The 24,884-nt window shown below is 70.5% G+C and carries 26 protein-coding genes; 15 read left to right on the forward strand and 11 right to left on the reverse strand.

The window, feature by feature from the left end:
* The first annotated feature begins 101 nt into the window (after positions 1-101).
* The gene (locus ABZ865_RS28765) at positions 102-1,334 is read left to right on the forward strand and encodes an acyl-CoA dehydrogenase family protein (protein WP_361236451.1); all 1,233 of its coding nucleotides are present in this window, start codon (positions 102-104) and stop codon (positions 1,332-1,334) included.
* Between the two features lie 109 nt (positions 1,335-1,443).
* On the opposite strand, the gene ABZ865_RS28770 is transcribed toward ABZ865_RS28765, so the two are convergent.
* On the reverse strand, positions 1,444-1,929 hold the full coding sequence (locus tag ABZ865_RS28770) for a helix-turn-helix domain-containing protein (RefSeq protein WP_361236454.1): 486 nt from the start codon (positions 1,927-1,929) through the stop codon (positions 1,444-1,446).
* Positions 1,930-2,022: 93 nt separating this feature from the next.
* Here ABZ865_RS28770 and ABZ865_RS28775 point away from each other — a divergent pair, with 93 nt between their 5' ends.
* On the forward strand, positions 2,023-2,517 hold the full coding sequence (locus ABZ865_RS28775) for a PaaI family thioesterase (protein WP_361236456.1): 495 nt from the start codon (positions 2,023-2,025) through the stop codon (positions 2,515-2,517).
* 38 nt (positions 2,518-2,555) lie between these two features.
* Positions 2,556-3,104 carry a GNAT family protein gene (locus tag ABZ865_RS28780; protein ID WP_361236459.1) on the forward strand — a complete coding sequence of 183 codons (549 nt, stop codon included), beginning with the start codon at positions 2,556-2,558 and terminating at the stop codon, positions 3,102-3,104.
* 122 nt (positions 3,105-3,226) lie between these two features.
* Here ABZ865_RS28780 and ABZ865_RS28785 read toward each other — a convergent pair whose 3' ends face one another.
* A complete protein-coding gene (locus ABZ865_RS28785) occupies positions 3,227-4,441 on the reverse strand; it encodes a hypothetical protein (protein ID WP_361236462.1) in 1,215 nt (404 codons plus the stop codon).
* Positions 4,442-4,574: 133 nt separating this feature from the next.
* The gene (locus ABZ865_RS28790) at positions 4,575-5,675 is read right to left on the reverse strand and encodes an NADH:flavin oxidoreductase/NADH oxidase (protein WP_361236465.1); all 1,101 of its coding nucleotides are present in this window, start codon (positions 5,673-5,675) and stop codon (positions 4,575-4,577) included.
* 294 nt (positions 5,676-5,969) lie between these two features.
* Here ABZ865_RS28790 and ABZ865_RS28795 point away from each other — a divergent pair, with 294 nt between their 5' ends.
* Positions 5,970-6,383, forward strand: coding sequence for a YciI family protein (locus ABZ865_RS28795; RefSeq protein ID WP_361236468.1), 414 nt, complete (start codon positions 5,970-5,972; stop codon positions 6,381-6,383).
* Complete coding sequence (locus ABZ865_RS28800; protein WP_361237279.1) at positions 6,383-7,528, forward strand: DUF6596 domain-containing protein; 1,146 nt, start codon at positions 6,383-6,385, stop codon at positions 7,526-7,528. The genes ABZ865_RS28795 and ABZ865_RS28800 overlap by 1 nt, the downstream gene beginning before the upstream one ends.
* A 261-nt stretch (positions 7,529-7,789) precedes the next feature.
* Here the strand turns inward: ABZ865_RS28800 and ABZ865_RS28805 are convergent, their stop codons facing one another.
* Entirely contained in the window at positions 7,790-8,041 is a 252-nt protein-coding gene (locus ABZ865_RS28805) for a hypothetical protein (protein ID WP_361236471.1), read from the reverse strand.
* Positions 8,042-8,092: 51 nt separating this feature from the next.
* A complete protein-coding gene (locus ABZ865_RS28810; protein ID WP_361236474.1) occupies positions 8,093-8,458 on the reverse strand; it encodes a maleylpyruvate isomerase N-terminal domain-containing protein in 366 nt (121 codons plus the stop codon).
* Between the two features lie 42 nt (positions 8,459-8,500).
* On the opposite strand from ABZ865_RS28810, the gene ABZ865_RS28815 reads away from it, so the two are divergent.
* On the forward strand, positions 8,501-9,043 hold the full coding sequence (locus tag ABZ865_RS28815) for a GNAT family protein (protein WP_361236477.1): 543 nt from the start codon (positions 8,501-8,503) through the stop codon (positions 9,041-9,043).
* A gap of 170 nt (positions 9,044-9,213) precedes the next feature.
* On the opposite strand, the gene ABZ865_RS28820 is transcribed toward ABZ865_RS28815, so the two are convergent.
* Positions 9,214-9,915 (reverse strand): histidine phosphatase family protein, encoded by a 702-nt coding sequence (locus tag ABZ865_RS28820; protein ID WP_361236480.1) that lies wholly within the window; start codon positions 9,913-9,915, stop codon positions 9,214-9,216.
* 1,077 nt (positions 9,916-10,992) lie between these two features.
* Here ABZ865_RS28820 and ABZ865_RS28825 point away from each other — a divergent pair.
* Both ABZ865_RS28825 and ABZ865_RS28830 read left to right on the forward strand, forming a co-directional pair.
* Complete coding sequence (locus ABZ865_RS28825) at positions 10,993-11,745, forward strand: serine hydrolase (protein ID WP_361236483.1); 753 nt, start codon at positions 10,993-10,995, stop codon at positions 11,743-11,745.
* 26 nt (positions 11,746-11,771) lie between these two features.
* Complete coding sequence (locus ABZ865_RS28830) at positions 11,772-12,758, forward strand: hypothetical protein (protein ID WP_361236486.1); 987 nt, start codon at positions 11,772-11,774, stop codon at positions 12,756-12,758.
* Positions 12,759-12,938: 180 nt separating this feature from the next.
* On the opposite strand, the gene ABZ865_RS28835 is transcribed toward ABZ865_RS28830, so the two are convergent.
* Both ABZ865_RS28835 and ABZ865_RS28840 read right to left on the reverse strand, forming a co-directional pair.
* Entirely contained in the window at positions 12,939-13,478 is a 540-nt protein-coding gene (locus tag ABZ865_RS28835) for a hypothetical protein (RefSeq protein ID WP_361236488.1), read from the reverse strand.
* A 54-nt stretch (positions 13,479-13,532) separates the two neighbouring features.
* Positions 13,533-14,087 carry a YciI family protein gene (locus tag ABZ865_RS28840; protein ID WP_361236491.1) on the reverse strand — a complete coding sequence of 185 codons (555 nt, stop codon included), beginning with the start codon at positions 14,085-14,087 and terminating at the stop codon, positions 13,533-13,535.
* Between the two features lie 436 nt (positions 14,088-14,523).
* On the opposite strand from ABZ865_RS28840, the gene ABZ865_RS28845 reads away from it, so the two are divergent.
* The 6 genes from ABZ865_RS28845 (at position 14,524) to ABZ865_RS28870 (ending at position 21,632) form a co-directional block, all read left to right on the forward strand.
* Positions 14,524-16,419 (forward strand): ATP-binding cassette domain-containing protein, encoded by a 1,896-nt coding sequence (locus tag ABZ865_RS28845; RefSeq protein WP_361236494.1) that lies wholly within the window; start codon positions 14,524-14,526, stop codon positions 16,417-16,419.
* Between the two features lie 102 nt (positions 16,420-16,521).
* Complete coding sequence (locus ABZ865_RS28850; protein WP_361236497.1) at positions 16,522-16,857, forward strand: MazG-like family protein; 336 nt, start codon at positions 16,522-16,524, stop codon at positions 16,855-16,857.
* 34 nt (positions 16,858-16,891) lie between these two features.
* The gene (locus tag ABZ865_RS28855) at positions 16,892-17,410 is read left to right on the forward strand and encodes an NUDIX hydrolase (protein WP_361236500.1); all 519 of its coding nucleotides are present in this window, start codon (positions 16,892-16,894) and stop codon (positions 17,408-17,410) included.
* 234 nt (positions 17,411-17,644) lie between these two features.
* Positions 17,645-18,331 (forward strand): FCD domain-containing protein, encoded by a 687-nt coding sequence (locus tag ABZ865_RS28860; protein ID WP_361236503.1) that lies wholly within the window; start codon positions 17,645-17,647, stop codon positions 18,329-18,331.
* The gene (locus tag ABZ865_RS28865) at positions 18,328-19,803 is read left to right on the forward strand and encodes a hypothetical protein (RefSeq protein WP_361236506.1); all 1,476 of its coding nucleotides are present in this window, start codon (positions 18,328-18,330) and stop codon (positions 19,801-19,803) included. The genes ABZ865_RS28860 and ABZ865_RS28865 overlap by 4 nt, the downstream gene beginning before the upstream one ends.
* A complete protein-coding gene (locus tag ABZ865_RS28870) occupies positions 19,800-21,632 on the forward strand; it encodes a GMC family oxidoreductase (RefSeq protein WP_361236509.1) in 1,833 nt (610 codons plus the stop codon). The genes ABZ865_RS28865 and ABZ865_RS28870 overlap by 4 nt, the downstream gene beginning before the upstream one ends.
* 125 nt (positions 21,633-21,757) lie before the next feature.
* Here the strand turns inward: ABZ865_RS28870 and ABZ865_RS28875 are convergent, their stop codons facing one another.
* From ABZ865_RS28875 to ABZ865_RS28885, 3 genes are all read right to left on the reverse strand, one after another.
* Positions 21,758-22,318, reverse strand: coding sequence for a 2'-5' RNA ligase family protein (locus ABZ865_RS28875; protein WP_361236512.1), 561 nt, complete (start codon positions 22,316-22,318; stop codon positions 21,758-21,760).
* Between the two features lie 383 nt (positions 22,319-22,701).
* The gene (locus ABZ865_RS28880; protein WP_361236515.1) at positions 22,702-23,130 is read right to left on the reverse strand and encodes an RNHCP domain-containing protein; all 429 of its coding nucleotides are present in this window, start codon (positions 23,128-23,130) and stop codon (positions 22,702-22,704) included.
* Positions 23,131-23,156: 26 nt separating this feature from the next.
* Entirely contained in the window at positions 23,157-23,549 is a 393-nt protein-coding gene (locus tag ABZ865_RS28885) for an RNHCP domain-containing protein (protein WP_361236518.1), read from the reverse strand.
* 743 nt (positions 23,550-24,292) lie between these two features.
* On the opposite strand from ABZ865_RS28885, the gene ABZ865_RS28890 reads away from it, so the two are divergent.
* Positions 24,293-24,871, forward strand: a complete 579-nt coding sequence (locus tag ABZ865_RS28890; protein WP_361236520.1) for a hypothetical protein — start codon at positions 24,293-24,295, stop codon at positions 24,869-24,871.
* The last annotated feature ends 13 nt before the right edge of the window (positions 24,872-24,884 follow it).

A 24,884-nucleotide genomic window follows, 5' to 3' on the forward strand; every position in this document is an offset into this window, starting at 1 on the left:
GGATCGGCGTTGAATCGCGCCGGAGATCCAGAACGCCGACGCGGCGCGCCGACGGGCGGGGATCTCCGCGCCACGCGCCGCATCGCTTGAGGGAGATTGCCATGAGCGGCATCACGACCTTGCCGACACCGTCCGGTCCCTACCTCGGTGAAGGGCTGCTGCCTGCCGACTTCTACGCCTACGAGGAACTGCTGTCGGACCGGGAACGGGAGAGGATCGAATCCGCCCGCGAGTTCCTCCGCACGCAGGTCGCTCCGGTCGTCGACGACTACTGGGTCCGGGCAGCGTTTCCCTTCCAACTCGTCGAGGGCTTCGGAAGGCTGGGTCTGCTGGACTGGGCCGACCCGAAGTCCCCGGAGTCGGAATCCAGGCCCAGCAACCTTCTCGCGGGCTTCATGGCGCTGGAGTTCGGGCATGCCGACGCCTCCATCGCGACGTTCTTCGGCGTGCACGCGGGTCTGGCCATGGGCACCATCCTCACCTGCGGTTCCGACGAGCAGAAGCACCGGTGGCTGCCGGCGATGAGCCGCTTCGAGAAGATCGGCGCCTTCGCCCTGACCGAGCCGCACGGCGGCTCCGACGTGGCCGGCGGACTGCGGACGACCGCGCGCCGGGACGGCGACGAATGGATCCTCGACGGAGCCAAGCGATGGATCGGCAACGCGACGTTCGCCGACCTGGTCGTCGTCTGGGCCCGCGATGTGGACACGAAGCAGGTACTGGGCTTCGTCGTGGAGAAGGGCACCCCCGGGTTCACGGCGACGAAGATCGAGAACAAGATGGCGCTGCGCATCGTCCAGAACGCCGACATCGTGCTCGACGGCTGCCGCGTCCCGGAGGCCAACCGGCTGCAGAACGCGAACTCCTTCAAGGACACCGCCAAGATCCTGCGCCAGACGCGCAGCGGGGTGGCCTGGCAGGCGGTGGGAGTGATGTTCGGCGCCTACGAGATCGCCCTGAGTTACGCGAAGGAGCGCGAGCAGTTCGGGCGGCCCATCGGGGGCTTCCAGCTCGTGCAGGACCTCCTGGTGAAGATGCTCGGCAACGCCACGGCGTCGTGCGGCATGGTGCTGCGCCTGGCCCAGTTGCAGGACGCCGGGGTCTACCGGGACGAACAGTCCGCACTGGCCAAGGCCTACTGCACCGCGCGCATGCGCGAGAACGTCGGATGGGCGCGTGAGCTGATGGCCGGCAACGGCATCATCCTCGACTACAAGGTCGGCCGCTTCGTCGCCGACGCGGAGGCTCTCTACTCGTATGAGGGCACGCGGGAGATCCAGACCCTCATCGTCGGACGCGCCGTGACCGGCGGCCTGAGCGCCTTCGTGAGGTGACGACGACGACCACCGAATCCACGTCAACCGCTACGCGCCTCCGGCGGGCGCGGACGTGTTCGGGATCCTTGCCCGACGTCACGTACGCGCCCTGCCCGAGGCGAGGAGGTCAGCGTTCGTCGCCCCCGTGGTCCCGGGGGCGGGCGGAGGCGCCGGGGCGGGTGTAGGCCTGCCGGGGAGTGAGCGGGTCGCGCCCGCCGGAGCAGACGACCACCGCCTCGACGGCTTCGCCGCAGTCGCGGTGGCGGACCTCCAGGGGCGGGCCCTCCGGATCCGCGGTGTAGCGGTCGCCCCACTGCTTGAGGGCGATCATCGCGGGCCACAGGTCCCAGCCCTTGGGCGTGAGCCGGTACTCGTTACGGGTACGGCTGCCCGGTTCCTGGTACGGCACGGTGTCCAGGATCCCGGCGGCGACCAGCTTGCGCAGCCGGTCCGACAGCACCGCCTCGGACATGCCCATGTGGCGGCGGAAGTCGTCGAAACGGCGCACTCCGTTCATCGCGTCGCGCAGGACCAGCAGCGTCCACTTCTCGCCGACGAGGTCGAGGGTGCGCCGCACCGTGCAGTTCTCGGTACTGGTCTCCAGCCAGGTCATACGGCCATCGTAGGCTGACTTCGGCATTGACAGCCAGAGAAGAGGGCAGCTAGCTTCGAATGTCGTAGTCAGCACATCCGGAGGGAACGTCGAATGCCGAGGTCACGCACATACGAGTGGGGGGACCCCAAGGTCTCCGCGGCCGCGGTCGGACGGGCGAGCGGTCTGGAGTTCCTCCGGGACGTGCTGGCCGGCCGTATGCCCGCGCCGCCCATCGCCGCGACCCTCGGATTCGCCCTGGAGGAGGTCGAGTCGGGCCGCGCGGTCTTCGCGATGGAACCGGGGGAGGAGCACTACAACCCCATCGGCAGCGTCCACGGCGGCGTCTACGCCACCCTGCTCGACTCCGCGGCCGGCTGCGCCGTGCAATCCGTCCTCCCGGCCGGCATGGGGTATACCTCGCTCGACCTGAACGTGAAGTTCCTGCGCCCGATCACCGTCGACACCGGCAAGGTCCGCGCCGTCGGCACCGTCCTCAGCCAGGGCCGCCGCACCGCCCTCGCCCAGGCCGAGCTGTTCGACGCGACGGACCGCCTGCTCGCCCACGCCACGAGCAGCTGCATGATCTTCCCGGTCCCCGCCCGCTAGGACCCGGAGCGGCCGCGCCGGGCACTAGCGTGACCGGGGTGACTGAAGCCAACAACGCAAACAGCGACGACGAGACAGTGATACTGCGTCCCGTGCGAGAGGGCGACCTTCCCGTACTGGAAACGTTCCTGACGAATCCGGAGGCCGGTGGGCCTTTTCAGTGGTACGGCTGGACGGACGTGAAGCGCTACCGGCGTCGCTGGTCGGAGAACGGACTGCTGGCCGATGACGGCGGACAGCTCATGGTGACCACGGGCACTGAAGGTCATGGAGTGGTGGCGTGGCGGAAGATCACCGTCTCGGCCACCTCGTACCACTGGAACATCGGAATCCAGTTGCTGCCGCAGGCCCGGGGCCGGGGGATCGGTACCCAGGCCCAACGGCTGCTCGTCCGCTACCTGTTCGCCCACACGCCCGTGGTCAGGATCGAGGCGGACACCGAGCGCGAGAACGTCGCGGAACAGCGCGCGCTCGAGAAGGCCGGTTTCCGGCGCGAGGGGGTACTGCGCAGCGTCACATTCCGGGACGGGCGCTGGCGGGACGGCGTGCTCTACAGCGTGCTCCGCGACGAGTTCCCCCTCACCTGAGAGACCGGCGGTGGAACCCACAGGCGCCGTCCGGATGGACGGCGCCTGCGACTTCGGGCGGCATCCCGCCACGGGGTGGGCCGCGGCGCAGCCGGCGGCCCCGGCCCCGGCCCCGGCCCCGGTCACATGGCGGACAGACTCCACTCCCCGGCCGAGCGCACCTGGTAGTAGCCACGGCCCGGCCACTGGAACGTGTGCTCCCCGGCGCGGACCTCGGCCAGCGTCACCCGGTAGGCGAGGCCCTCGTCGAGAGCCTCGAGCTGGAGCAGACTGGGGCCCGTGTACCGCAGGATGCCGGGGCCGGGTTCGCCTCGGTAGTGCACGACATCGGATCCTGCGCCGCTGATCCGGTCGTGGAATCGGGGGACTTCCCGCAGCGGTGCGGTCGTTGCCGTCCACGATTCAGGGCCGTCGGCGACCAGCGACAGCCGGAAGGCGGCCGACCTGTTCTTCACCGGCAGCGGAATCCGGGCGGTGACCGGAGCGGCGCCGCCGCCGGAGCCGCCACCGGACAGTCGGTAGAGGCGTGAGGAGCGCCCCTTGCCCCCTTCGAGGCGCAGGTGGACCTGTGCGGGCCCGCTGGTCCGGAGGACGAGCACGGCAGGGTGGTACGGCGGCATCGCCAGCTGGTGCAGCTGGTCCAGTTGGTCGCCGCCTCCCTCCCCGCTGACCTGCGCTTGGGGGACAGTGCCCGGCGTGGCCCAGCGAGGCTTGGCCCTGCGCGGCCGAGCGCGGACTGTGCTGTCTCCGTTGCTTCCGCTGCTTCCGCTGCCCGGGCCCGGCCCCGAAGGCCCGGCGCCCGTCCCCGAAGTGCCCGGGCTCGGTCCACGTGTGATCCGGTCCGGCACCGGCTCTGGCCCCGGAATGATCGTCCCGGAGCCCTCCGCCAGGCGTACCGCGTCCGCCGCGCACACGGCGATGTTGCGTACGACGCCCCCGGGAGGCGCCCAGCTGACCTGCTCGGTGGCCCGCCCGTGCCGGGCGTCGAAAAAGCACAGCGGCATGCGCTTCGGCAGGGGCCGGCCGGCGAGCAGGGCGTCCAGACAGGCCAGTGCGTGCCTGCCCTCGTCCAGTGCGCGCAGGACATCGAGTACGTCCGTCCGCATCCGGGCACCGGCGAAGTCCCGCTTCGCCTGCTCGTACGCGTCGAGGGCACGCGCCAGCTCGGCCCGCATCCCGTCCGTGGCGCCGGGCTGACCGGGCCTGAACGGGTGGACGTTCAGAGCCTCACCGAACGCGGTGATCTCGGCCTCGATCTCGGCGAGCGCCGACTCGTCGCGCTCACGCCCGCTCCACCGCCACAGTCGCCGGAACCCCCCACCCACCCCGCTCCGCATGGTCGCCATCATGCCCTACGACCCGGCAGGCACCACCTCAAGTCCGCCGACGCGACGGACCGTTGATCACACAGTGAGTCGCGCCGGGGGAGAGGATGTCGTGCCGACGCCGACGGGTCGGCGTCGGTGCTGGTCAGGCACGGTGGTACTGGATCGGAGAGGCGACTTCGCCGCCGAGTTCGTGGGCGGCGCGCTGTGCCCAGAACGGGTTGCGGAGGAGCTCGCGGCCCAGGAGGACGGCATCGGCCTGACCGGTGGCGAGGATGTCCTGTGCCTGGGCCGGCTCGGTGATCAGGCCCACCGCCGCGACGGGCAGGTCCGTCTCGCGGCGGACCCGTTCGGCGAAGGGCACCTGGTAACCCGGGCCGGTCTCGATCTTCGCGTCGGGCAGGTTGCCGCCGGTGGAGACGTCCAGCAGGTCCACGCCGCGGGCGTGGAGCTCCTTCGCGAAGAGCACCGTGTCGTCCGCGGTCCAGCCCGCCCGGTCGTCCTCAGGGTTCTCGTCGACCCAGTCCGTCGCGGAGATACGGAAGAAGACCGGCAGTTCCTCGGGCCACACGGCCCGCACGGCGTCGACGACCTCCAGGGCGAAGCGCGCCCGGCCCTCGAAGGAACCGCCGTACTCGTCGGTGCGGTGGTTGCTGTAGGGGGAGAGGAACTGGTGGATGAGGTAGCCGTGGGCGCCGTGGATCTCGGCGACTTCGAAGCCGGCGGCGAGCGCGCGCCGGGCGGCGTCGGCGAACTGCTGGACGATCTCGGCGATCTGATCCCGGGTGAGCTCCCTGGGCGTCGTCGACTGCTCGCTGTAGGCGACGGCACTGGGGCCGACGGGGATCCAGCCGTAGGGCTCGTCGGGGGCGATCGGGCGTCCGCGGTCCACCCAGGTGCGCTCGGTCGAAGCCTTCCGTCCGGCGTGGGCCAGCTGGATGGCGGGCACGGTGCCCTGCGTCTTCAGGAACGCGGTGATGCGCCGGAACGCGGCGACCTGGGTGTCGTTCCAGATGCCGAGGTCGTAGGGGGAGATGCGTCCCTCGGGGCTGACGGCCGTGGCCTCGGTGACGATCAGTCCGGTGCCGCCGGAGGCACGGGCCGCGAGGTGCGTGAAGTGCCAGTCCGTCGGAGCGCCGACGGCATCCCCTTCCGGGGCGGCACTGTACTGGCACATGGCCGCCATCCAGATGCGGTTGGGAATGGTCAGCGACCTGAGGGCATAGGGAGCGAAGAGAGAGCTCAACGGAAAGACTCCTAGTACGTGCCTGAGGCGGTCCTGCGACCGGGAGGTGGAGATCAACCTGTGCCGGCCTGCCGTACACGGAGAGATAGTTGCACACGCCTTATATTTGCGCAAGCTCCTAGTTGTGTGTGAATGCATCGACGCCCCGCCGACGAAAGCCGCACCAGCGCTCACCCAGGCCCCTCCACGAGATCCCAAAAAATCTTGGACGGCGATGTCGAGAACCTGTGATCGGCTCCGTCCCCGCTGTGAACGCGACAACAATGGGTCGCACCAGCACCGAGGAGAAGCACGATGGCCAAGTACCTGCTGCTCAAGCACTACCGCGGCGCTCCGGCTGCGGTGAACGACGTGCCGATGGACCAGTGGACGCCGGAGGAGATCTCGGCGCACATGCAGTACATGCACGACTTCGCGGCCCGGCTGGAGAAGACCGGCGAGTTCGTCGACGGCCAGGCGCTCGCGCCAGAGGGGACGTGGGTCCGGTACGACGGCGAGGGGCGCCCGCCGGTCACCGACGGACCGTTCGCCGAGACGAAGGACCTCATCGCCGGCTGGATGGTGATCGACGTCGACAGCCACGAGCGCGCCGTCGAGCTGGCCGGGGAACTGTCGGCCGCCCCTGGCGCGGGCGGCAAGCCGATCCACGAGTGGCTCGAGCTGCGCCCGTTCCTGACCGCGTCGCCCACCGTCACCGAATGCCATTGATGAACGAGGCCCTGCTGAGGAGCCTCACGCCGAGCGTGCTCGCCGTCCTCGTCCGCCGCGGAGCCGACTTCGCGGCGGCCGAGGACGCGGTGCAGGACGCGCTGGTCGAGGCGGTCCGCGTCTGGCCGGCCGACCCGCCGCGGGACCCGAAGGGCTGGCTGGTCACCGTGGCCTGGCGCCGCTTCCTCGACGCCACCCGGTCGGACGCGGCCCGGCGCCGGCGAGAGGACGTCGTCGACCAGGAGCCGGCGCCCGGGCCCGCGCCCGCAGCGGACGACACGCTCCAGCTCTATTTCCTGTGCGCCCACCCCTCGCTGACACCGTCGTCCGCGGTCGCGCTCACGCTGCGCGCCGTGGGCGGTCTCACCACCCGCCAGATCGCCGAGGCCTACCTGGTGCCCGAGGCGACCATGGCGCAGCGCATCAGCCGTGCCAAGCGCACCGTCTCCGGCGTCCGCTTCGACCAGCCCGGCGACGTCGCCACCGTGCTGCGCGTCCTCTACCTGGTCTTCAACGAGGGCTACTCCGGCGACGTCGACCTCGCCGCCGAGGCCATCCGGCTCACCCGGCAGCTCGCGGCCGCGCTCGACCACCCCGAGGTGGCGGGGCTGCTCGCCCTCATGCTGCTCCACCACGCCCGGCGCGCCGCCCGGACCGCGCCCGACGGCAGCCTCGTACCGCTCGCCGAGCAGGACCGCGCCCGGTGGGACACGCGCCTGATCGCCGAGGGTGTCGCCATCCTTCAGGCGGCCCTCGCCCGCGACCGGCTGGGCGAATTCCAGGCCCAGGCCGCCATCGCGGCACTCCACGCCGACGCTCCCACCGCCGACGAGACCGACTGGGTACAGATCGTCGAGTGGTACGACGAGCTCGTGCGCCTGACCGACAGCCCGGTCGTCCGGCTCAACCGCGCAGTCGCCGTCGGCGAGGCCGACGGCCCGCGCGCCGGCCTGGCGGCACTGGCGGAACTGGACGACTCGCTGCCCCGCCACGCCGCGGTGGCAGCCTACCTCCACGAACGCGACGGCGATCTGGCCACAGCGGCACGCCTCTACTCCGAGGCGGCCCAGAAGGCATCCAACCTCGCCGAACGCGACCACCTGACACGCCAGGCCGCCCGCCTCAACTCCCGCCGGCGTCGCTGACCGCTTGCGCCGCCCGGTGGCGGGAGCGGTCCCCAGCGGTCCCCTCGAAGTGAGGAGGCGGGACGTGCTCACCAGGCATGCCGTCGCGGGCACGACGTGGCACGTCGTCGCGTCCTACCGCTCCGGATCCCAGGCCACGAGCTGGTCGAAGAGACGTCGGTTGCCGTCGAGCTTCAGGGAGTCCAACGGAATACGGCCGACGAAGGGAGGACCAGCTCGTTGGCCGTGCCTCGGGCGGAGGCGTCAGCGGCGTCCGGGTCCTCATCGGCGGCGGGTGCGGGGGCGGGCACGGTGCCGGGTATGGGCAGGCGGGCGAACCGTGCGCTCGTCGGAGAGCCAGTGGCGCCAGGAGCGGCCCTCGGTGGCGTGGTAATCGACGGCAGCGGGCTCGTGCGGCCAGGCCTCCGTCGTCGTGCAGAAGGTGGACGGGAACTCCTCGACGCCGTCGAGCGCCACCTCGTCCGGCAGCGGCTGCGGGGCGCCCGGAGCGAGCTGGGCGTCGTAGGTGTGCACCGCGATCTCGTGGAGCTGGCGCCGGGCGACGGCGCCGCAGGTCCGCGGCGACTACGACTTACTCCACCACGCCCAGCAACCGCGATCCGGGCCGGCCTCCCACAGCGCGTCCAGGAGCCGCTGCGTCGACGCGGCCAACCAGGCCAGCAGGGCCTCGCGCTCCCGAGGTGCTGCCGGCTCGCCCTGCGGTGCGGCCTTGGCCGTGGCGTCAGGCCCCGCGGCGATGGTGGCGGCCCAGGCGCGGCGCCCGATCGATCGTCGATCAGCCGCAGCAGATCGGGAAACCCCAGAGGCTTTGGCACGGGGCGCCGAACCCCCAGCGGCTCCCAGCGGCATCCAGCGGGCGCAGGCGGCGGAAAGCAGCGGGCGACGACGGGTCGCGGTGCGCCACGGCCGCACCAACTGAGGCGACGGCATATTGGTTTGCCGCCGAACGACCCGGTCGGATAGGAAGCTTGCATGCTAAAGGGCAGCAAAGTTGGGCTCAGGGCCCGGCACGAGGACGACATCCCGATCCTGCGGGCCGAGCTCTATGACGACGTGGTCAACTCCTCGCGGGCCGAAGGCGGGCCGTGGCGGCCGATCTCGCCCGGCTCGAAGGATCCGCGGCTCGTCGTGGACGACAGCGAACAGGGGCGCGTCTCGTTCTCCGTGGTGGAACTGGAGGGCGGCACGCTGGTCGGCACCGCGGCGCTGTGGGGCATCGACAACCACAACCGTTGCGCGCACATCGGGCTGGGGCTGCTGCCGTCCTCCCGCGGCAAGGGCTACGGCACCGACGTGGTCGCGGTGCTGTGCCACTACGGTTTCGTCGTGCGCGGCCTGCAGCGACTGCAGATCGAGACGCTGGCGGACAATGACGCGATGCTGCGCGCCGCCGAGCGCAACGGCTTCGTCCGCGAGGGCGTGCTGCGCTCCTCGGCCTGGGTGATGGGCGAGTTCCTGGACGAGGTACTGCTCGGACTCCTCGCCCAGGAATGGAAGCCGGACTCGAAGGGCTAGGTCGCCGTCCGAACGCAAGCGCACGCGGTCAGGTCGCGTACGCGGCCGTCCTGGGCCGATTCTCGGCAGCCCCCGGACCGCTAGCAGGCCCCCGGACTACCGGTCCGGGGGCCTGCTCACTCATGTGCGAAGAAAGGACGGGACCTGCGGGTCAGGGCCTCAGGGCCGGCCTACCTCGAGCTGGCGAAGATCGTTTCCCGAGAGAAACTTGATCGCTTCCCGCCGCTCGGATGAGCTGACGCGGACTGGGCACTCTGCGCGCGTGCAGGCGTCCCTGAACGCAGGAGAGGAACCAATGCCGGTGCTCCCTGGGGACTGAGGTAGCCGAGCCGGACGTCCCAGCAGCCGTCTCGCCAGGTGAGGGAGACCGCGGACAGCGGTGGCACGGCGAGATGCCAGAAGGCTCGTGCCGGCACGGCCAGCGCATGTATGAGCGCGGCCCGGATCACGGCTGCTTCGGTGATGGCCACGGTGTGGCTCGTTCCGGGCGCCATGCTGCTCAGCCAGTCCGCCGTCCGGTGGCAGAGCCGGCGTACGGACTCACCGTCGTGTGGCGCGGCATCCGGGTCGGTGAGCCAGGCGGTGAAGCCGTCGGGGTCGGTTACGGCGACGTCGTCGACGGTACGACCGCGCCATGTGCCGAGGTCGAGATCGCGCAGCTCAGGCTCGGACACAGCTACCAGGCCCAGGGCGTCGGCGGTCTGCGAGCAGCGGAGCGACGGCGCCCGTACGGCCGACCCGCGGGGAGCGAGGGCTGCGCCCGCGGCACCCACCATATTCAGGCTGCGCCGGCTCAGGGGGGCGTCGCCGAGGAGCGGGTCCAGGGTGGGGTCACCACCGGGAGCGCACAGAAACGTCAGGTTGATCGTCATAAGACCGACCTCCTTCTTGACCCGGCATGACTCCGGAGAGGAGTGAAACCACGCGACGATCGCTTGATCAGCTGGGCCGGCGACCTGGTCGGCAGGGCGACCAGGGCAGCGGAGCGGCTTCGAGCCGGCACCCGGGCCAGCGGATCATCCCCACGACGGCGTGGGAGCGACATGCGCCACGAACCTGCCCAGGACTGGCCGACCCGTGCCGGACAAGCACTGGTCAGCCGCCCTCCCACAGAGCAGTCGGCCCCGGCAGCGGATGAAGCGGCCGCAGCCACGTCGTGACCCATGTGCTCCAGAGTCGGCGAGAGCCCTTCGCTGCAACATCCATCAGGTGACCGGAACCACCCCGCCGACCGGCCGACGCGGCCCGGCCACCCGGCCGAAGGGCGCGCCGACGTGCACGCAGAGGATCCGTACGACTACGCCCACCGCGGGCTCGACGACGTCGTCATCGTCGAAACAGGCCCGGCACGGAGGACCCCACGCACCTTGACCATCATCGTCGAGTGCTGGTCACCGGCCTGCCGCCGGCCTACCGCAAGGAGCCCGCGCGGGCGGATATCGACCTCGTGACCGGCACCAGCGGCCGCTTCCCGGGACACGGCCGCTGGGTGCACGGCCTCTGCCGCGACCGGTCGGCCGCCACCCGACCCTACGGCTCATCGACTGCGACCCCTCGCCGCACCTGCTGCGCCGCCTGGCCCGTCCCCACCAGGGAAGGGCGACCACCTGGCGCTCTGTCTCCCCGACCGGACGGATCGTCCGCCCCCGGTCCAGGAGCAAGTGAGAATTTCATCCGGCGGACGCCCCGCGGGGCGATCTCGTGTGGGCAGGGGGCAGGGGGCAGGGGGCAGGGGGCAGACGGTGTGCGTAGTGGATGCGGCGGCAAAAAGGCTGTCGTCCCTCACGTGATTCGTCTGGCAGCCGTCCCTCACACCGCGGTGCGCCCAAGGCATTGACGGCAGCCGGCCCTCTGGGACCGGGCCGGACTCTCACGACATGTAGACGCTCCAAAACCCTGCCGTTAACCTGCATGAGTCACGTCGGGGGGCATGCCAGGGGGCTGGCTGTATGGACATTGATGGTCGCATCGACTCGTTCATCGGCCGTGACCCTTTACGAGCCGTGGTGCTGTCATCCCTGCGCGGGAGAGACCTCTGCGTTCACCGCAACGCCCACCAGGTGTTCCCCGCCGCCAGCCTGATGAAGGTACCCCTGGCCGTCACCGTGCTGGAGCGCGCGGACGCCTCACGCGTAGTCAGACGGTCCGACTTGGAGCGCACCGCCTACCCGTCGCTGCTTGAGGTGTTCGACCCGCAGCACGAGTTCACGCTGGCAGAACTGTGCGGTCTGATGCTGGCCACGAGTGACAACCCCGTCGGCGCCTTCCTGACCGAACTGGTCGGCATGGATGCGGTGACGGACACGGCCGCACGAGCAGGCGCACAACAGACATACATGCGTACGGGATTTACCGACGTCGAGCTGGGCCCGACGTCCAGAGACAGCACCACGACAGCCCACGACATGGCCGCCATCCTGCGCTATGCGGCTACTCAGCCTCGACTGCACGGCATGATCAAGGCCATGCGCAACAGCATGCGCAACTTCCGTCTGCCGCTACGCCTTCCTGACGACATGCACGTCGCTCACAAGACCGGCAGCCTGCGTGGCCTCGCCCATGATGCCGGCATCCTCTATGGACTCAACAGTGACGTGATCGCCGTGTTCCTCACCGACAACCAGCAGGACACCGCCACCGTGGGCATCCAGATCGGTGACTGCATCGCCGATGTGTGGCGTCTGCTCGGCGAAATGGCGTAACTGGACTTGCGGACGGGAGTCCTTGGATGACTGACCAGCGCAACGTCATCGCGGAAGTCCGGCGCACGGTGCGCATCTATAACCTTCTGATACTTGTCATGGGAACGATCGCTCTCGTCATCTCGGTGAACCGCGCCCACGACGACGTGATCGTCAAGTGTTTGGAGGTGATCGGCAGCACACTTGTCTCGGCAGCCGTGGTCAGCATCATCTTCGGCCAGATCACGATCCGCGACACAACGCTTCAGGTTGATCAGGCCATCGACCACGCTCTGCGTGAAGTCCTCGAACCCATAAGGGAAAACCTCTTCGCGGGCGCCCTCGCCCGCTATCGGTGGGACTGTCACCTGGACGGCCTCGCAACCGACGGATACGCCGTTCAGGCCATGCGCGTCTCCTACCAAGTCTCAAATCTGCCCACGGAACTCCGCTTCGTCTGTGTTTCGTCACTGTCTGACGAACCCTTCAGCACACTGGCCGGCGACAACAGATACGTGTTCCGCTGGCAGATCGACGAGGGACTCGCGCTGACAGACCGAAACTGCTTCCGCGTCGATCACGTCCGCATCAACGGCCAGGAACTCCGGCAAGTGCCACCGCGTCAGACGGCCCTGCGCGGATCTCCCGCGATCGAATACCGATTTCCGCTGTCCGAGCAGCGCCGACATCACGGTCTCCACTACGTCGAATTCCACGTCGTTGCCCGAAAGTACCTCGGATCCGACCGCGAAATCCGGGTCCAGGCCACCACCTTCAGGCCCATCCTGGACGCGGAGTACCGCCTCACCGTGGGCGAGACCATCGGCTCTCAGATCCTGAACACGCAGGTGTCCGGACTGAGCCGACTCGGTGCGAGCGGACTGACCCAGCACGGCCGGACCTATCCCGAAGCGTTCGGTCAGGTTGCCGGCTACGCCATCTTCACCACGCCGCTGCAGACGGGAAGTACCGTCGTATTCACCGTCGACCGCGGCAACCGGCGTCGGACAAGCCCCACGGGCGGAACGAACTGAGTTACAGCCATCAACGGCGCCGGCGTCGGATCGCACTCGGTGGCCACCGACCGATCAGCCGCGTGAACAATGCTGCAGGCCGATGCACCTAGACGCGGCGGGCGATCACCTCCATGCATACGCGGTACCGCTCGCTGACCGAGTAGTGCAGGGGCTTGACGCCGTGCTCGTCCAGCAGGTCTAGAGACGCTGACGGCTGAAGTTGTGGAAGTGCTCGAGCTCTCCCCAGTAGGGGTTGGCGTTGCCCGCGTCGAGCAGCCGCCAGGCCGCGCAGTCGTAGCTGGGCATCGACGCGAAGATCACGCCGTCCTCACGCAGCAGGCGGTGCGCGGCGACCAGCCCGTTACCGAGGCCGACATCCAGCCAGCGGCCGTCCGCGACGTACTGCGCCACGCGCTCCACGATGCGTGCCGAGACATGGCGGTTCTGCTCGAACGACGCGCCCGGCAGCTGGCCCGGGTTGGTCGAGGAGAAGACCTCCGCGCAGACCTCACCGGAGAAGTAGCCGTCGGTGAAGACATGTTCGCAGGCGGCACAGCGCATCCACGTCATGATCGGCCCGACCACCGGCTTGTACAGCGGGTGTTGGGAGCAGTCCTCCGTCCGAAGCGTGGAGTTGCTCGGGGCGGAGCAGAGCGGACAGGCGTCGTACAGCACGCGCGGCTTGGGGATGGCCGGTGCCGTGACCTGGGGAGCCGTGAAGGATGAATCGAGGAGCATGCCCGGAAAAATATCCATTGTCCCAGTTCATGGCATGGCGACGCGCTCACGTCCTCATGGGCGACCGCCGAACTGCCAGTGGTGGACCTCGATCTCGGCATACCGGTCCGGGGTCAGAACGGCACGTGCCGTGTCCGGGTCGGGCGCCCTCACCAGGGCTGCCGTGCCCAGCCAGGTGGTGGCGTCGTCGGACAGCAGTGGCCCGTAGGCGATCAGTTCGTCCCGGTCGGCCGGCACGGTGAGGTCGGCGGCCGTTCCGTGGGCGTGGCCGAGGCCGAGGACCAGGTAGCGCCGGCCCACGGTCGGGCCGCCGGGGAAGTCCCACATGGTGCGCCCCAGCAGGTTGCGCCACCGGCGCAGCAGCACGTCCCGGTAGACGCCGGCCTGGTAGCCCGGCTCGTCGAACGCGAACGCGCGAGCGGCGGCGGGATCGGGCAGGTCGAGGATGTGGACGCTGCCGGTCGGTGTGTCGCCGTCGTCGGCGAGGGTCGGGCCGCGGGCGATCATTTCCTTCTGGTACTGGTCCATGTAGGACCAGTGCGCTTCCAGCAACTCCATGCGCAGCGCCAGGGAGCCTTGCCGATCGCGGTGATAACAGAGGAATTCCATACCGGCAGTCTCCCGGCCCTGGGTGCCTGGGCACAGCGGTTATTCGACGGGATCGATCTTGATGGCCCGCAGCGCGCGCCCCGCAGATCGGCTACCTGACTCAACGGGGCCGACGCCGCCACCTCAGCACCGGACCGCTGGGCCACCAGGACACCGGTCCACCACCTCACTGGGTCACCGGCCCGACCGCGGTTGATCGTGACCGGAGCCAGTCGGGACCCTCCTCGAAATCCCATACGCCACAGGCGTTTCAAAGGTCGGCGATTCGGCCAATCCGCGCCACCCGAGGGCGGCCCCATCACGGCGGCCACGCGTGCGACTCCTTGTGATTCAAGGGCTCAAGTGCGTCCGGAATCGAGTGCGTTCGAATCCCGTGGCGCGTCGTTATGCCGTGCACCGCCGAGCCATCCAGGTACGGCACCGACCCCACGGAGGGATGCAGGTGACTGTGACCGACGCCTCGACCGCAAACGCGGAGACGCCGCCGCCTCCACTCCCGGCCACCATCACCTTCGAGGGGAAGCACGGGAAGAATCCCCTGGCGGATGCCAGCTTCCGGGCCATGTGCCGACGCCTTCCCTCCGTGCTCGGGCACACGGCGCGGATGGCCTGGGCCGTCGACAGGACCGGCGTCGTACTGCTCCTCGCCTGCCAGTTGCTCACCGGCGTCGCGGCCGCCGTCGTCCTCGCGTTCACCGCGCAAGCGATGACCCGCATCCTCGCCACCGGCACCGTGTCCGAACGCCTGCACGCCGCACTGCCCGCACTGCTCGTCGTGACGACGGCCGCGGGCATCGGCCGGATCAGCAGCGCCCTGTCGTCCTACGCCGACGGGCGCATCACACCTCTGCTGATGACCGAAGCGGACATCGCCCTCGTCGCCGCCGTGTGCCGCGTGGAGTCCGCGGCGTACGGCGAGGACGGATTCGCCGACCGGCAGGAGGCCGCCGAAGTCGGGGTCACCCGGACCCGGATGATGGTGCAGGACGCTCAGCGGTTCATGTCCGCCCTGATCCGTATGATCGCGGCGAGTGGGGTCGTTACGGCGCTGCACCCCTTGATGCTGCCCCTGCTTCTGCTGGCCGTGCTCCCGGCCGGCGCCGGCGCCGTGCTCTCCGCCCGCGTCGACTACGAGACGCACTACCTGAACGTCGGCGACCGCAACGTACGCTCCATGATGCGCTGGTGGGCCACCTACTCCCGCTACGGCGACGAGGTCCGCGCCAACGGGATGACGAGCTACCTGATCTACTGGTACCGCGCCCTGTCCGACCGGATCGACCAACGCACCCTCACCGCGGCCCCGCGCATGCTGCGCATCGTCCTCGCCACCAGCGCCCTCGGCGGGATTTTCCTGCTGTGCACCTGGGGCACCCTCGCCTGGCTGGCCACGACCGGCCGGGTCGCCCTGCCCGTGGCGGCCACCGCCGTGGTCGCCGTCCAGACCACACTGGGCGCGCTCTCCCAGTTCGTCATCCACGGTGCCGCGATGTTCCACACCTCGCTCTACCTGGCCGACATGCGCTCCTTCCTCGACATGGCCGGCGAACGCGCGCCCAGACGAGGGGAATCGACCATCCCTGACCGCGTGGACGAGATCCGCCTCGACGAGGTCGTGTACCAGTACCCCGGCAAGGAGGAACCCGCCGTCGCGGGGGTGTCGCTCACACTGCGTCGCGGCGAGATCCTGGCCGTCGTCGGCGAGAACGGCTCGGGCAAGTCGACCCTCACCAAGCTCATCACCGGCATCCTCCTCGCCGACAAGGGGCGAGTCCTGTGGGACGACGTCGACCTCGCCCAAGCCGATCCCGACGCCGTGTGGAAGCGCACCGCACTCGTCCCGCAGGGCTTCGCGTGCTGGCCGGTGCGCGCCCGCGAGAACATCACCCTCGGCCAGCCGAAGACGTACGACGACGGACCGGTGTGGGACGTCGTCGACGCCATCGGTATGCGCGAGGTGATCGAGAAGCTGCCCCAGCAGCTCGACACCCTCCTCGCCAGGGAGCTGTGGGGTGGCGCCGAACTGTCCGGAGGACAGTGGCAGCGACTCGTGTGCGGACGAGCGTTGTACCGGCGGACGCCCCTACTCATCCTGGACGAGCCGACCTCGCAGATGGACGCCCGTGGGGAACACGGCATCTTCCTGGCGATCAAGCGGATCGCCGCCGAACGCATGACGATCGTCGTCACCCATCAGCTCGAGAACGCCCGGCTCGCCGACCGCATCGTGGTCATGGACAAGGGACGCATCATCGAACAGGGCAGGTACGAGGAACTGGCGAACGCCGGTGGCCTGTTCGCGGAACTCGTCGCCCTGGCCAAGGACCGGTGACCCGGTGACACCCATGGACGTCGCCACCTGGAGGCGCGTGCGCCGCTGGGCACCGCGTGGTTCGCGCCCCACCACACCACACGACACAGAATCGAGACCCACGTGACTGATACCTGGCAGACGATCACCCGCCTCGCCGTCCGCCTGGAGGACCATTCCACGCTCCCGCACGAACAGCGCATCCTCCTGCAACTGCTCAAGATCCAGGAGGAGGCCGGCGAGGTCGCCGAGGCCGTGATCGGCGCCATGGGGCAGAACCCCCGGAAGGGCCACTCGCACACCTGGGAGGACGTCGAGGCCGAGGTCTGCGACGTCATCGTCACCGGCATGGTCGCGCTGGCCCGCATGAATCCCGACGCCGCGACCGTGTTCGCACGGCACATGGAGCGCATCGCCGCGCGAGACCTGGGCGAGGCCACTCAGTGCACTCCGCAGTGAATCGGCTTGAACAAGAGGACCTTGGAGGGTTCCGGTGACCACACACGATTCATCCGGCAGCGCCACGACTTACCTGCCCCGCGAGGAGTGGATCAAGACACAGCCCCAGGCTCTCATCGCCTCCTGCGTTCTCGTGCACGACAGCAGGAGCCGGATCCTCCTGCTCCGCTACGGCCCGGGCGAGGCGAACGCCGGCACATGGTGGCTGCCGGGCGGGATGCTTGACCACGGCGAGGACCCCAGCAGCGCGGCGGTCCGCGAGATGCGCGAGGAGACGGGCGTCGACTTGGAGACCACGCTGCAACTGATCGGCATCGACCACCGCGTCGACGTCGGCGGCACAGGACCGGTGCTCGACTGCTATTTCTACGGCGGCACCCTCGACGAGTCCACCGCACTCCGCCTGAGCCCTGAGCACGACGACCACGGCTTCTTCGGTCTCGGCGAGTTGCACGAGGTGCTGGAACCCTCCCACGCACGCACTCTGCGCGCCCTGCACGCCGCCGCCATGGCCGGGAGGGCGGTCTGCCTCCGGGAGGGCCAGATGTCATAACGGATCCGCCGCCGGTGACGGTCCGCGCGGTGACGAGGGGGCCGGTCCTCTGCCAACTCGCAGCGCTCAGCGCGGAGGAGCGGGTAATGACGCTTGCCGCGCCACCCCTCTCGCCGGCACCGGCGGAGGGTGCCACGCCTGGCGGGAACGAAGTGAACTCGGTCGTGCAAGGCCGTTGACTCCGCGGACGCGTATTGGTTGAGTGGCTCATCCACTGAGCCACTGGAGGACGGCGTGGAGGCACTGCCCCGCGAGACCATCGTCGATGTCCTGGAAAACCGTCTGCGTGAGGACATCCTCACCGGACGCCACCCCGCAGGGAGTTACCTGCCGCCCGAGCGCACGCTCGCCGACGGGTACGGCGTCACCCGCACCACCCTCAAGCACGCCTTCGGCCGGCTTATGCAGGCCGGCCTGCTGGAGACCCGGCACGGCGTCGGCACCCGTGTGCGGGACTATCTGCGCCTGGGCGGCGCCGACTTGCTCCCCATGCTGGTACGGCACAGCCCCGACTGGATCGGTGAGGTCTTCGAAGTGCGGCGTAGCATCGGCGCGTTGATCGCCGAGCGGGCAGCGGCGCGGGCGACCGACCGGCAGCGAGCGGAGCTGCGTACGCTTCTGACGGCCGTGGGGGACGCGGCGGACCCCGATGCCGTACAGCTCGCGGACGTCGAGGTCCACCGGGCTCTCGCCCGCGCCACCGGCAACCGCGTCTACGTCCTGCTGACCAACACCCTCTTCAACGCCTATCTGCCGGTGCGTGCCGCGCTCAGAGGCCCGTTCATGGACGCGGCGGTCGCCCGCGGGCGCCTGGAGCCGGTGGTGGACGCGGTGGCGGCCGGTGACGAGGCCGGCGCCCGGCGAGCGGCCGAGCACTATCTGACGGCGACCGAGCGGATCATGCTGGAGGGTCTCGCATGAGCGCGGCAAAGACCTCGCGCAAGACCTCACGCGAGACCTCACGCAAGACCTCACGCACGGCCACGCGCACCGGCGCGGCCCCTCGTGGCACCACCTTCCGAGAGACGATGCTCGGCACGCTGCGACTCGACGACGAGGACCGCACCCGCCGGGTCCGCCTCGACCTGACGGTCTCCGCCAGCCACTTCCTGCGGCTCCTCGGTACGACCGAGGCCCGCGCCACCGGCCGGATACGCATCGCGGACATGACCGACGACCCGTACGCCGAGGGCGAGTTGGAGATCTCGCCGCTCGCCCGCCGCCGTATCCGCTACCGCATCACCTTCACCGCCGACGGCCGCACGCTCACCCTCGACGGCTGGAAGTCCGTCACCCCGCGCAGCCCCGTGGCCTCGATGACCGTGCTCCCGTACACCCTTCACGAGGACGGCGTGCGCATCGGCACCGGCACCCTTCGCTTCCCCCTCGGCACGCAACTCCTCCCCTTCCTGGCCAGTTTCCGCTTCCCGCGGCAGGAGGATCCCGCGGCGTTCCTCGCACCCCGCTGGCACGGCGAGCCGGGCCGAACCGAGGTCTGGTACACCACCCTCACCGACCCGGCCACCGGCACCGGACTGTGGCTGCACCACGAACTGACCGCGCCGGCCGACGGATCCGAGCTGTACGCCCACGGCTGGGCCGCGGTGTTCCCCAAGGACGGCCCCGTGCGGCACGCCCGGTTCGGCCCGGCCACGTGGACGCCCGACGAGTCCGGCTTCAACGCGGACGGGGTCGACGTTCGCGCCGGACGCCTGTCCGGAGGGGCCGAGGGCGGCGCCCTGCACTGGGACCTCGCCGAACGACCCGTCGGCGAGCCACTGTTCACCTTCCCCCGCTGGTCCTGGCGCCGGCCCCTGCTGCCCGCCGCCCAGATGCTCCCCGCAGCCCGGGCCCTGTACGACGGCACGTTCACCCATGACGACACGACGCTCACGCTCACCGCCGCCCCGGGGGCATCCGCCCGGATCTACGGTCACGGCAACGCCCGACGCTGGGCCTGGCTGCACGCCGATCTCGGCGGGGGAGACGTCCTGGAGATCGTCGCCGCCGTCTCGATGCGCCCGGGCCTGCGCAAGCTTCCCCCGTTGGTCTTCCTCCAGTTGCGTCGGCAGGGCCGCAGCTGGCCGCGCCGCCCCGAACGGTCGGCGGTCGGATGGGCCGGAGTCGGGCGTTTCCGTGCCGGCATCGCCCTGCCCACCTGGACGGTCACCGGGCGCACCGGCCTGCGCCGGATCCGGGTCGAGGTCACCCAGCCGGCGGACCGCACCCTCGCCCTCGACTACACCGATCCCGACGGCGGACACGCGACGTGCCGCAACAGCGAACGCGCCGACGCCCACGTCCTGTTGGAGCGGTGGTGGTTCGGCGGCTGGCGCACCGAGGCCGAGTGGACGCTGGACGGTACGGCCCACGCGGAGGTGGGCACACGATGACGCTCACCGGCCTCGTGTCCGCCCTCATCGCCGACGACGGCAGCACCGACTGGCCCCGCCGCGTCCCCGCCAGGCTGGAGACGGTGCTCACCACGATGCCTCTCGCCGCCCGGGCCGGTTTACGAGCAGCAGCGCGCGGCGTCGACGCATACGCCCTGGCGCGCACCGGACGCACCCTGAGCGCGCTCGCCGCACCCGAACGGGAGTCTGTACTGGGCGACTTGGCCGCTCGGCCCGCCCTCCTCCCGCTCCTGGACGTACTCAAGGTGCCCGTCCTTCTGGCGGCCGGAACGGAGCTGATGCTCGAGGACGGCCCCACACCGCGCGGCCTCACGCGCCCGGACCCGCCGCTCGACCTGACACCCGCACACAGCTGGCCTGCTCGCTCCACCGCCGATGCCGTGGTCATCGGCTCGGGGGCGGGCGGCGCGACGGCCGCGCGGAGCCTGGCCCGGGCGGGGCTCGACGTCGTCGTCCTCGAAGAAGGCCGGCACCACTCCACCGAGTCGTTCGGCCGGCGCACGCCCCTGGAGCGGTTCACCGAGCTCTACCGGGACGGCGGAGCGACCGTCGCCGTCGGCAATCCACCGCTGCTGCTGCCGACGGGCCGAGCCGTCGGAGGCACCACGGTCGTCAACTCCGGTACCTGCTACCGCACTCCGGACCACGTCCTGTCCCGTTGGAGCAAGAACTTCGGATTCACCCCCGCCGACGGCTTCGACCAGTACCTGGACGAGGTCGAACGCACCCTACGGGTCGCCACCCAACCCCTCGACGTCCTCGGCAACAACGGCCGTATCGCGCTCAGGGGCGCGAGCGAACTCGGCTGGCAGTCCGCGCCCCTGCGCCGCAACGCGCCCGGCTGCCAAGGCTCTTGTCAGTGCGTGGTGGGCTGTCCGACGGGCGCCAAACAGAGCGTGCAGCTCTCGGTGCTGCCCGACGCCTGTGCCGCGGGCGCCCGCATCGTCACCGGAGCGCGGGTCGAGCGGATCCTCGTCGACACGGACGGGCCCGGAGGTCCGCGCGCTTCAGGGGTGCGCGTACACCGGGGGAGCGGCGGGTTCGAGATCCTCGCACCCCTGGTCGTCGTCGCGGCGGGCGCGTTGCAGTCCCCGCCGCTCCTGCGTCGCTCCGGCCTCGGCCGGCATCCTCGCCTCGGCCGCAATCTCAGCGTCCACCCGGCCACGAGCGTCGCCGGACGCTTCGCCGAGCCGGTCACCGCCTGGCAGGGCGTGCTGCAGAGCGTCGGAGTGGAAGAGCACCACGCGCACGGCATCCTGATCGAGGCCACCGCCACCCCGCCCGGCATGGGCTCCTTCATCCTCCCGGGCGTGGGCAGTGAGCTGCGCCGCGAGCTGGAGAGCGCGGGCCACCTCGCCACGCTCGGCGCGATGATCGCCGACCGCCCCTCCGGTCGCGTCCTCGGCCGCGACCGCACACTGCTCCGCTACGACCTGGACCACCGCGACACGGGCCGACTGCTACGCGCCGTTCGCGCCATGGGCGAGCTGCTGTTCGCCGCCGGAGCCGAGGAAGTCCTCACCGGCATCCCCACCACGCCCCGCGTACGCAGCCTCGCGGAACTCGACGCGGCCCTCGCCGGCACGAGCGCGCGCCAACTTCACCTGTCGGCCTACCACCCCACCGGCACGGTCGCCGCGGGCGCCGACCCGCAGCGCTTCCCGGCCGACCCCTGGGGCCGGCTCCGCGGAGTACACGGCGTGCTGGTCACAGACGCCTCGGTGCTGCCCAGCTGCCCTCAGGTGAATCCCCAGCTGAGCATCATGGCGGCGGCACTGGCGCTCACGGAGGCGGCTGTCCGCGCATGAGAACCAGCAGGGCCCGGGGGACCCGGCTGAGGCGGTCATGGCGCTCGCTCATGCGCGAAGCCTCGGCCGGGCGGGGCGGAGGATCGCGAGGGCATCGCGTTCCGCCCCCCGATGGCCACCAATCATCACCGCTCCGGTGGCTCGTACCCGCCGCCGGCCGGATCCGGTCCGAGATGGCGGCGCACCGCACCGGTGCCCAGGTCGATCGTCGCGCGCGTCCGCATGGGGCCGTCACCGCGGCGGGAGAGCAGTACGACGTCGTCCACACGCGCGTGCAGCACACCGAGCCGGGCGGCGCATTCGGCCGCGAGGACGCGCGGGTTGCGGGTACGCCCGAGCGACAGATGCGGGGTGAAGGTGGGAAAGCGGTCCGTGCAGGACGGGAAGGGTTCTGCCAGCGCGCGCTGGAGGTCCGTCCAGGGCGCGGCGCCGGCCGCCGCGGGGTCGAGCCATACAGTGGAGTAGGACCGGTGGCGGAAGGAACGGACCCCGCCGAGCCGGATGTCGAAGGGCTCGCACTCCGCGGCCGCCGCAGCCAGCAGCGGGAGCGCCGCCGGGAGGTCCTCCTCCGGTACGAAGCCGAAGATCAGGTTCACGTGGGGCGGCCAGCGGCGGATCTGCGGGTCGTGCTCGGCGCGGATGGACTGGATGGCGGGCCACAGCCCGGCCGGGGGCAGCCACGCCACGGCGGTCCGGGGCGTAGGGGCCGACTCGAGGCGACCGAGGGCCCCGGCCGGGCCGGAGGCCTCATCCGGGCCGGACGTCGGAGGGCGGGACACACCGCCATCATGCCCCGGCCCGCAGGCGGCCGCCGCCCGATCGGTCGTCGGGCGGCGGGTGCCCGCTGAGCAGGCTGGCCTTCGGGTCGAAGGTCCAGCGACGGCATGCTCGACGCAGGCCGTCGGTAGGAGACGTAGACGTCCGCCTTCCCGGCACGCGCTCGCGGCGGTGCGCGATGACGAGGCCGGGTGCCTCGATGCAGCCGGTGAGCACGGCTTCAGCAGACCCAGGGACCAGGCAGGTCTTGACGCAACGTCTCAAGATCAGCTTCCGTGGCGCAGGTTGCCGGTTACAAGGTGAGCAGCGCGCGGCGGGCCATGTCCGGGCCCTGGAGCGGTCTGAGGACCAGGCGCACCAGGGCGAGTGGGTTGTCGTCGCCCGCGATGCGGTTGGCGCTCAGCTCACCGCAGGTCAGGCACTGGTGGATGAGCATCCACTCGCCGTCGGGGCGCGCGGACATGCCGAGAGCCTCCATGCGCCCCCGGCAGGCGGAGGCCCGGTCGCCCGGGATGCGGGCGTCGACATGCAGGCTGGCCAGGCAGTTGGGGCAGTGGTTGCGGTGCCCGGTGCCAGGCGCGTCGAGGGACACGTCGAGACGGCAGTCGGCGCACTTGAAGTCGTTCGCGCGGTGGCCGCCGTGATCGTGGAGCACGTCCTTGTGCCGCTGCGGACGGCGTCGGGTCTCAGCACGGCGCTGTGTGGTGTTGCGTCGAGGCATCGTCGTCTCCTCCTTCCCGGCCCGGGTCACAGCGTGCCGAACGCTTCGAGCGGGAACGGCGGTTGAGCGAGCGGACGGACGGCCATGCGCATGAGGATGAGCTGGTTGTCGTCCGCGCAGACGGGGTTGGAGGTGAGCTCGTCGCAGCGTACGCAGCGGTGGATGACCATCCAGTCACCGGTGCGCAGCACGGCGATGGCGATCGGCGACATCCGGCCGTGGCAGTCGCTCGGACCGCCCTCGACATGGTCGATGACGTGCAGCGAGTGGAGGCAGGACGGGCAGTGATTGCGACGCGTGCCGTCGGCGCTCGCGGCGGACACGGTCAGGCCGCACCACGCGCAGGCGAAGGTGTCGATCTTGAGAGTGTTGTACGAGTCGCTCTGGCGAGCGTTGGTGTTGCTGGCGTTGCCGGACACCCGGGTGCTCCTTGCTGAGAAGTGTGCGATGACAGCAAGAGCAGGCCGAGCGGCCTCGGTGAGAGGATGCGCGGACACACCACGCCTACGGAACGGGGCGCGGGGTACGGGCGATTCAGGGCACCGGGAAACCCACGTTCGGTTGCCGCGCGAGAACGGCGGCGGGGAAACGGACAGTTACGCGGTGCGGCGAGGCGCGCTCGGCGCGGTCCGGGGCATCAAGACACTCTTTCCAGGGCGCACAGGCCCGTCAATACGGTTCGCGATCTGCGAACTCCGATCACCGTAGCAAGATCACCGCGACGGGTACCAACGATTTTCCGCGGTCGCGTCCGAAGCAGAGCGGGCGCGAGACGCGCGGGGCCACATCGATCGTTCGCGCGCCGCCCTCCTGTCCATGGCGCATCAGGAGCACCCCGCCGCGGGTGACGAGCGGCGAGGGCGGGCCGGAGAGGACCCCACCCGGCCGGAGCGCGGCAACTGCGCCACAACTGATCACCGGCGGCTTTTGAGCGCCCTCCCACGGGGCCCCACGGCGGCGATGGGAGGGCGCGCGTGTCGGGCGCGACCAGTGGTGGGGACCGGGCGGAGGGGTGTCCACGCCCATCCGAACGGCCACCGTCGACTCGCCGGGCGCGGTCTCCGCACGGACGATGAGGGTGATTGGTCGTACATGACGTAGGGGATGACCTATGCTCCCAAGCTCCTCCGCCTGCCTCCGCACCATCGGTCACCGAGCCGCCGTGGCCGCGCTTGGCTGCGCCCTCGGGGCACTCGCCCTGGTGGGTTGCGGCGGTGGCGGTCAGAACACCGGCTCCTCGCCCCCGCCGACACCCAGCAGTCCCAATGCGGCCTCCTTTTCCGGGCTGCCGCCGTCGGCGCTCGCCTCCGCGGCGGCTTCCGCGATCGCCTCCGCCCACGCGTCCGCCTCGGCAGCGGCATCCTCCGCGGCCGCCCGCGCCTCGGAGTTCGAGGCCTCCGTGGACGCCGAGGCCGCCCGGGCCGGCGCCGCCGCCGAGAACGCGCTCAAGAACGTCCAGGGCCGTGGCAACGCCCTGTCCGAAGTCAGCCTGACGGGCATGCCCCGGAGCCAGACGAGCGGGCTGCTCGCCGCCCTGGTCACGATCACGAACAAGACGCACCAGAAGGCGTCCTACGCTGTGCAGGTCGACTTCGCGGACTCCGCCGGCAAGGTCGTCGAGACCAGGTTCGTGGGAGCGGAGAACCTGGAGCCCGGTCACACGGAACAGCCCATCGCCTTCAGCAGACACCCGCAGAGCGCCCATCTGACGGCGCGTCTCGCCAAGGCCCAGAGGTACTGACGTGCGTGAGGAA

Origin of the sequence: Streptomyces sp. NPDC047085 (assembly GCF_040643735.1) — a bacterium.
In the GTDB taxonomy this organism is placed as follows: Bacteria; Actinomycetota; Actinomycetes; order Streptomycetales; family Streptomycetaceae; genus Streptomyces.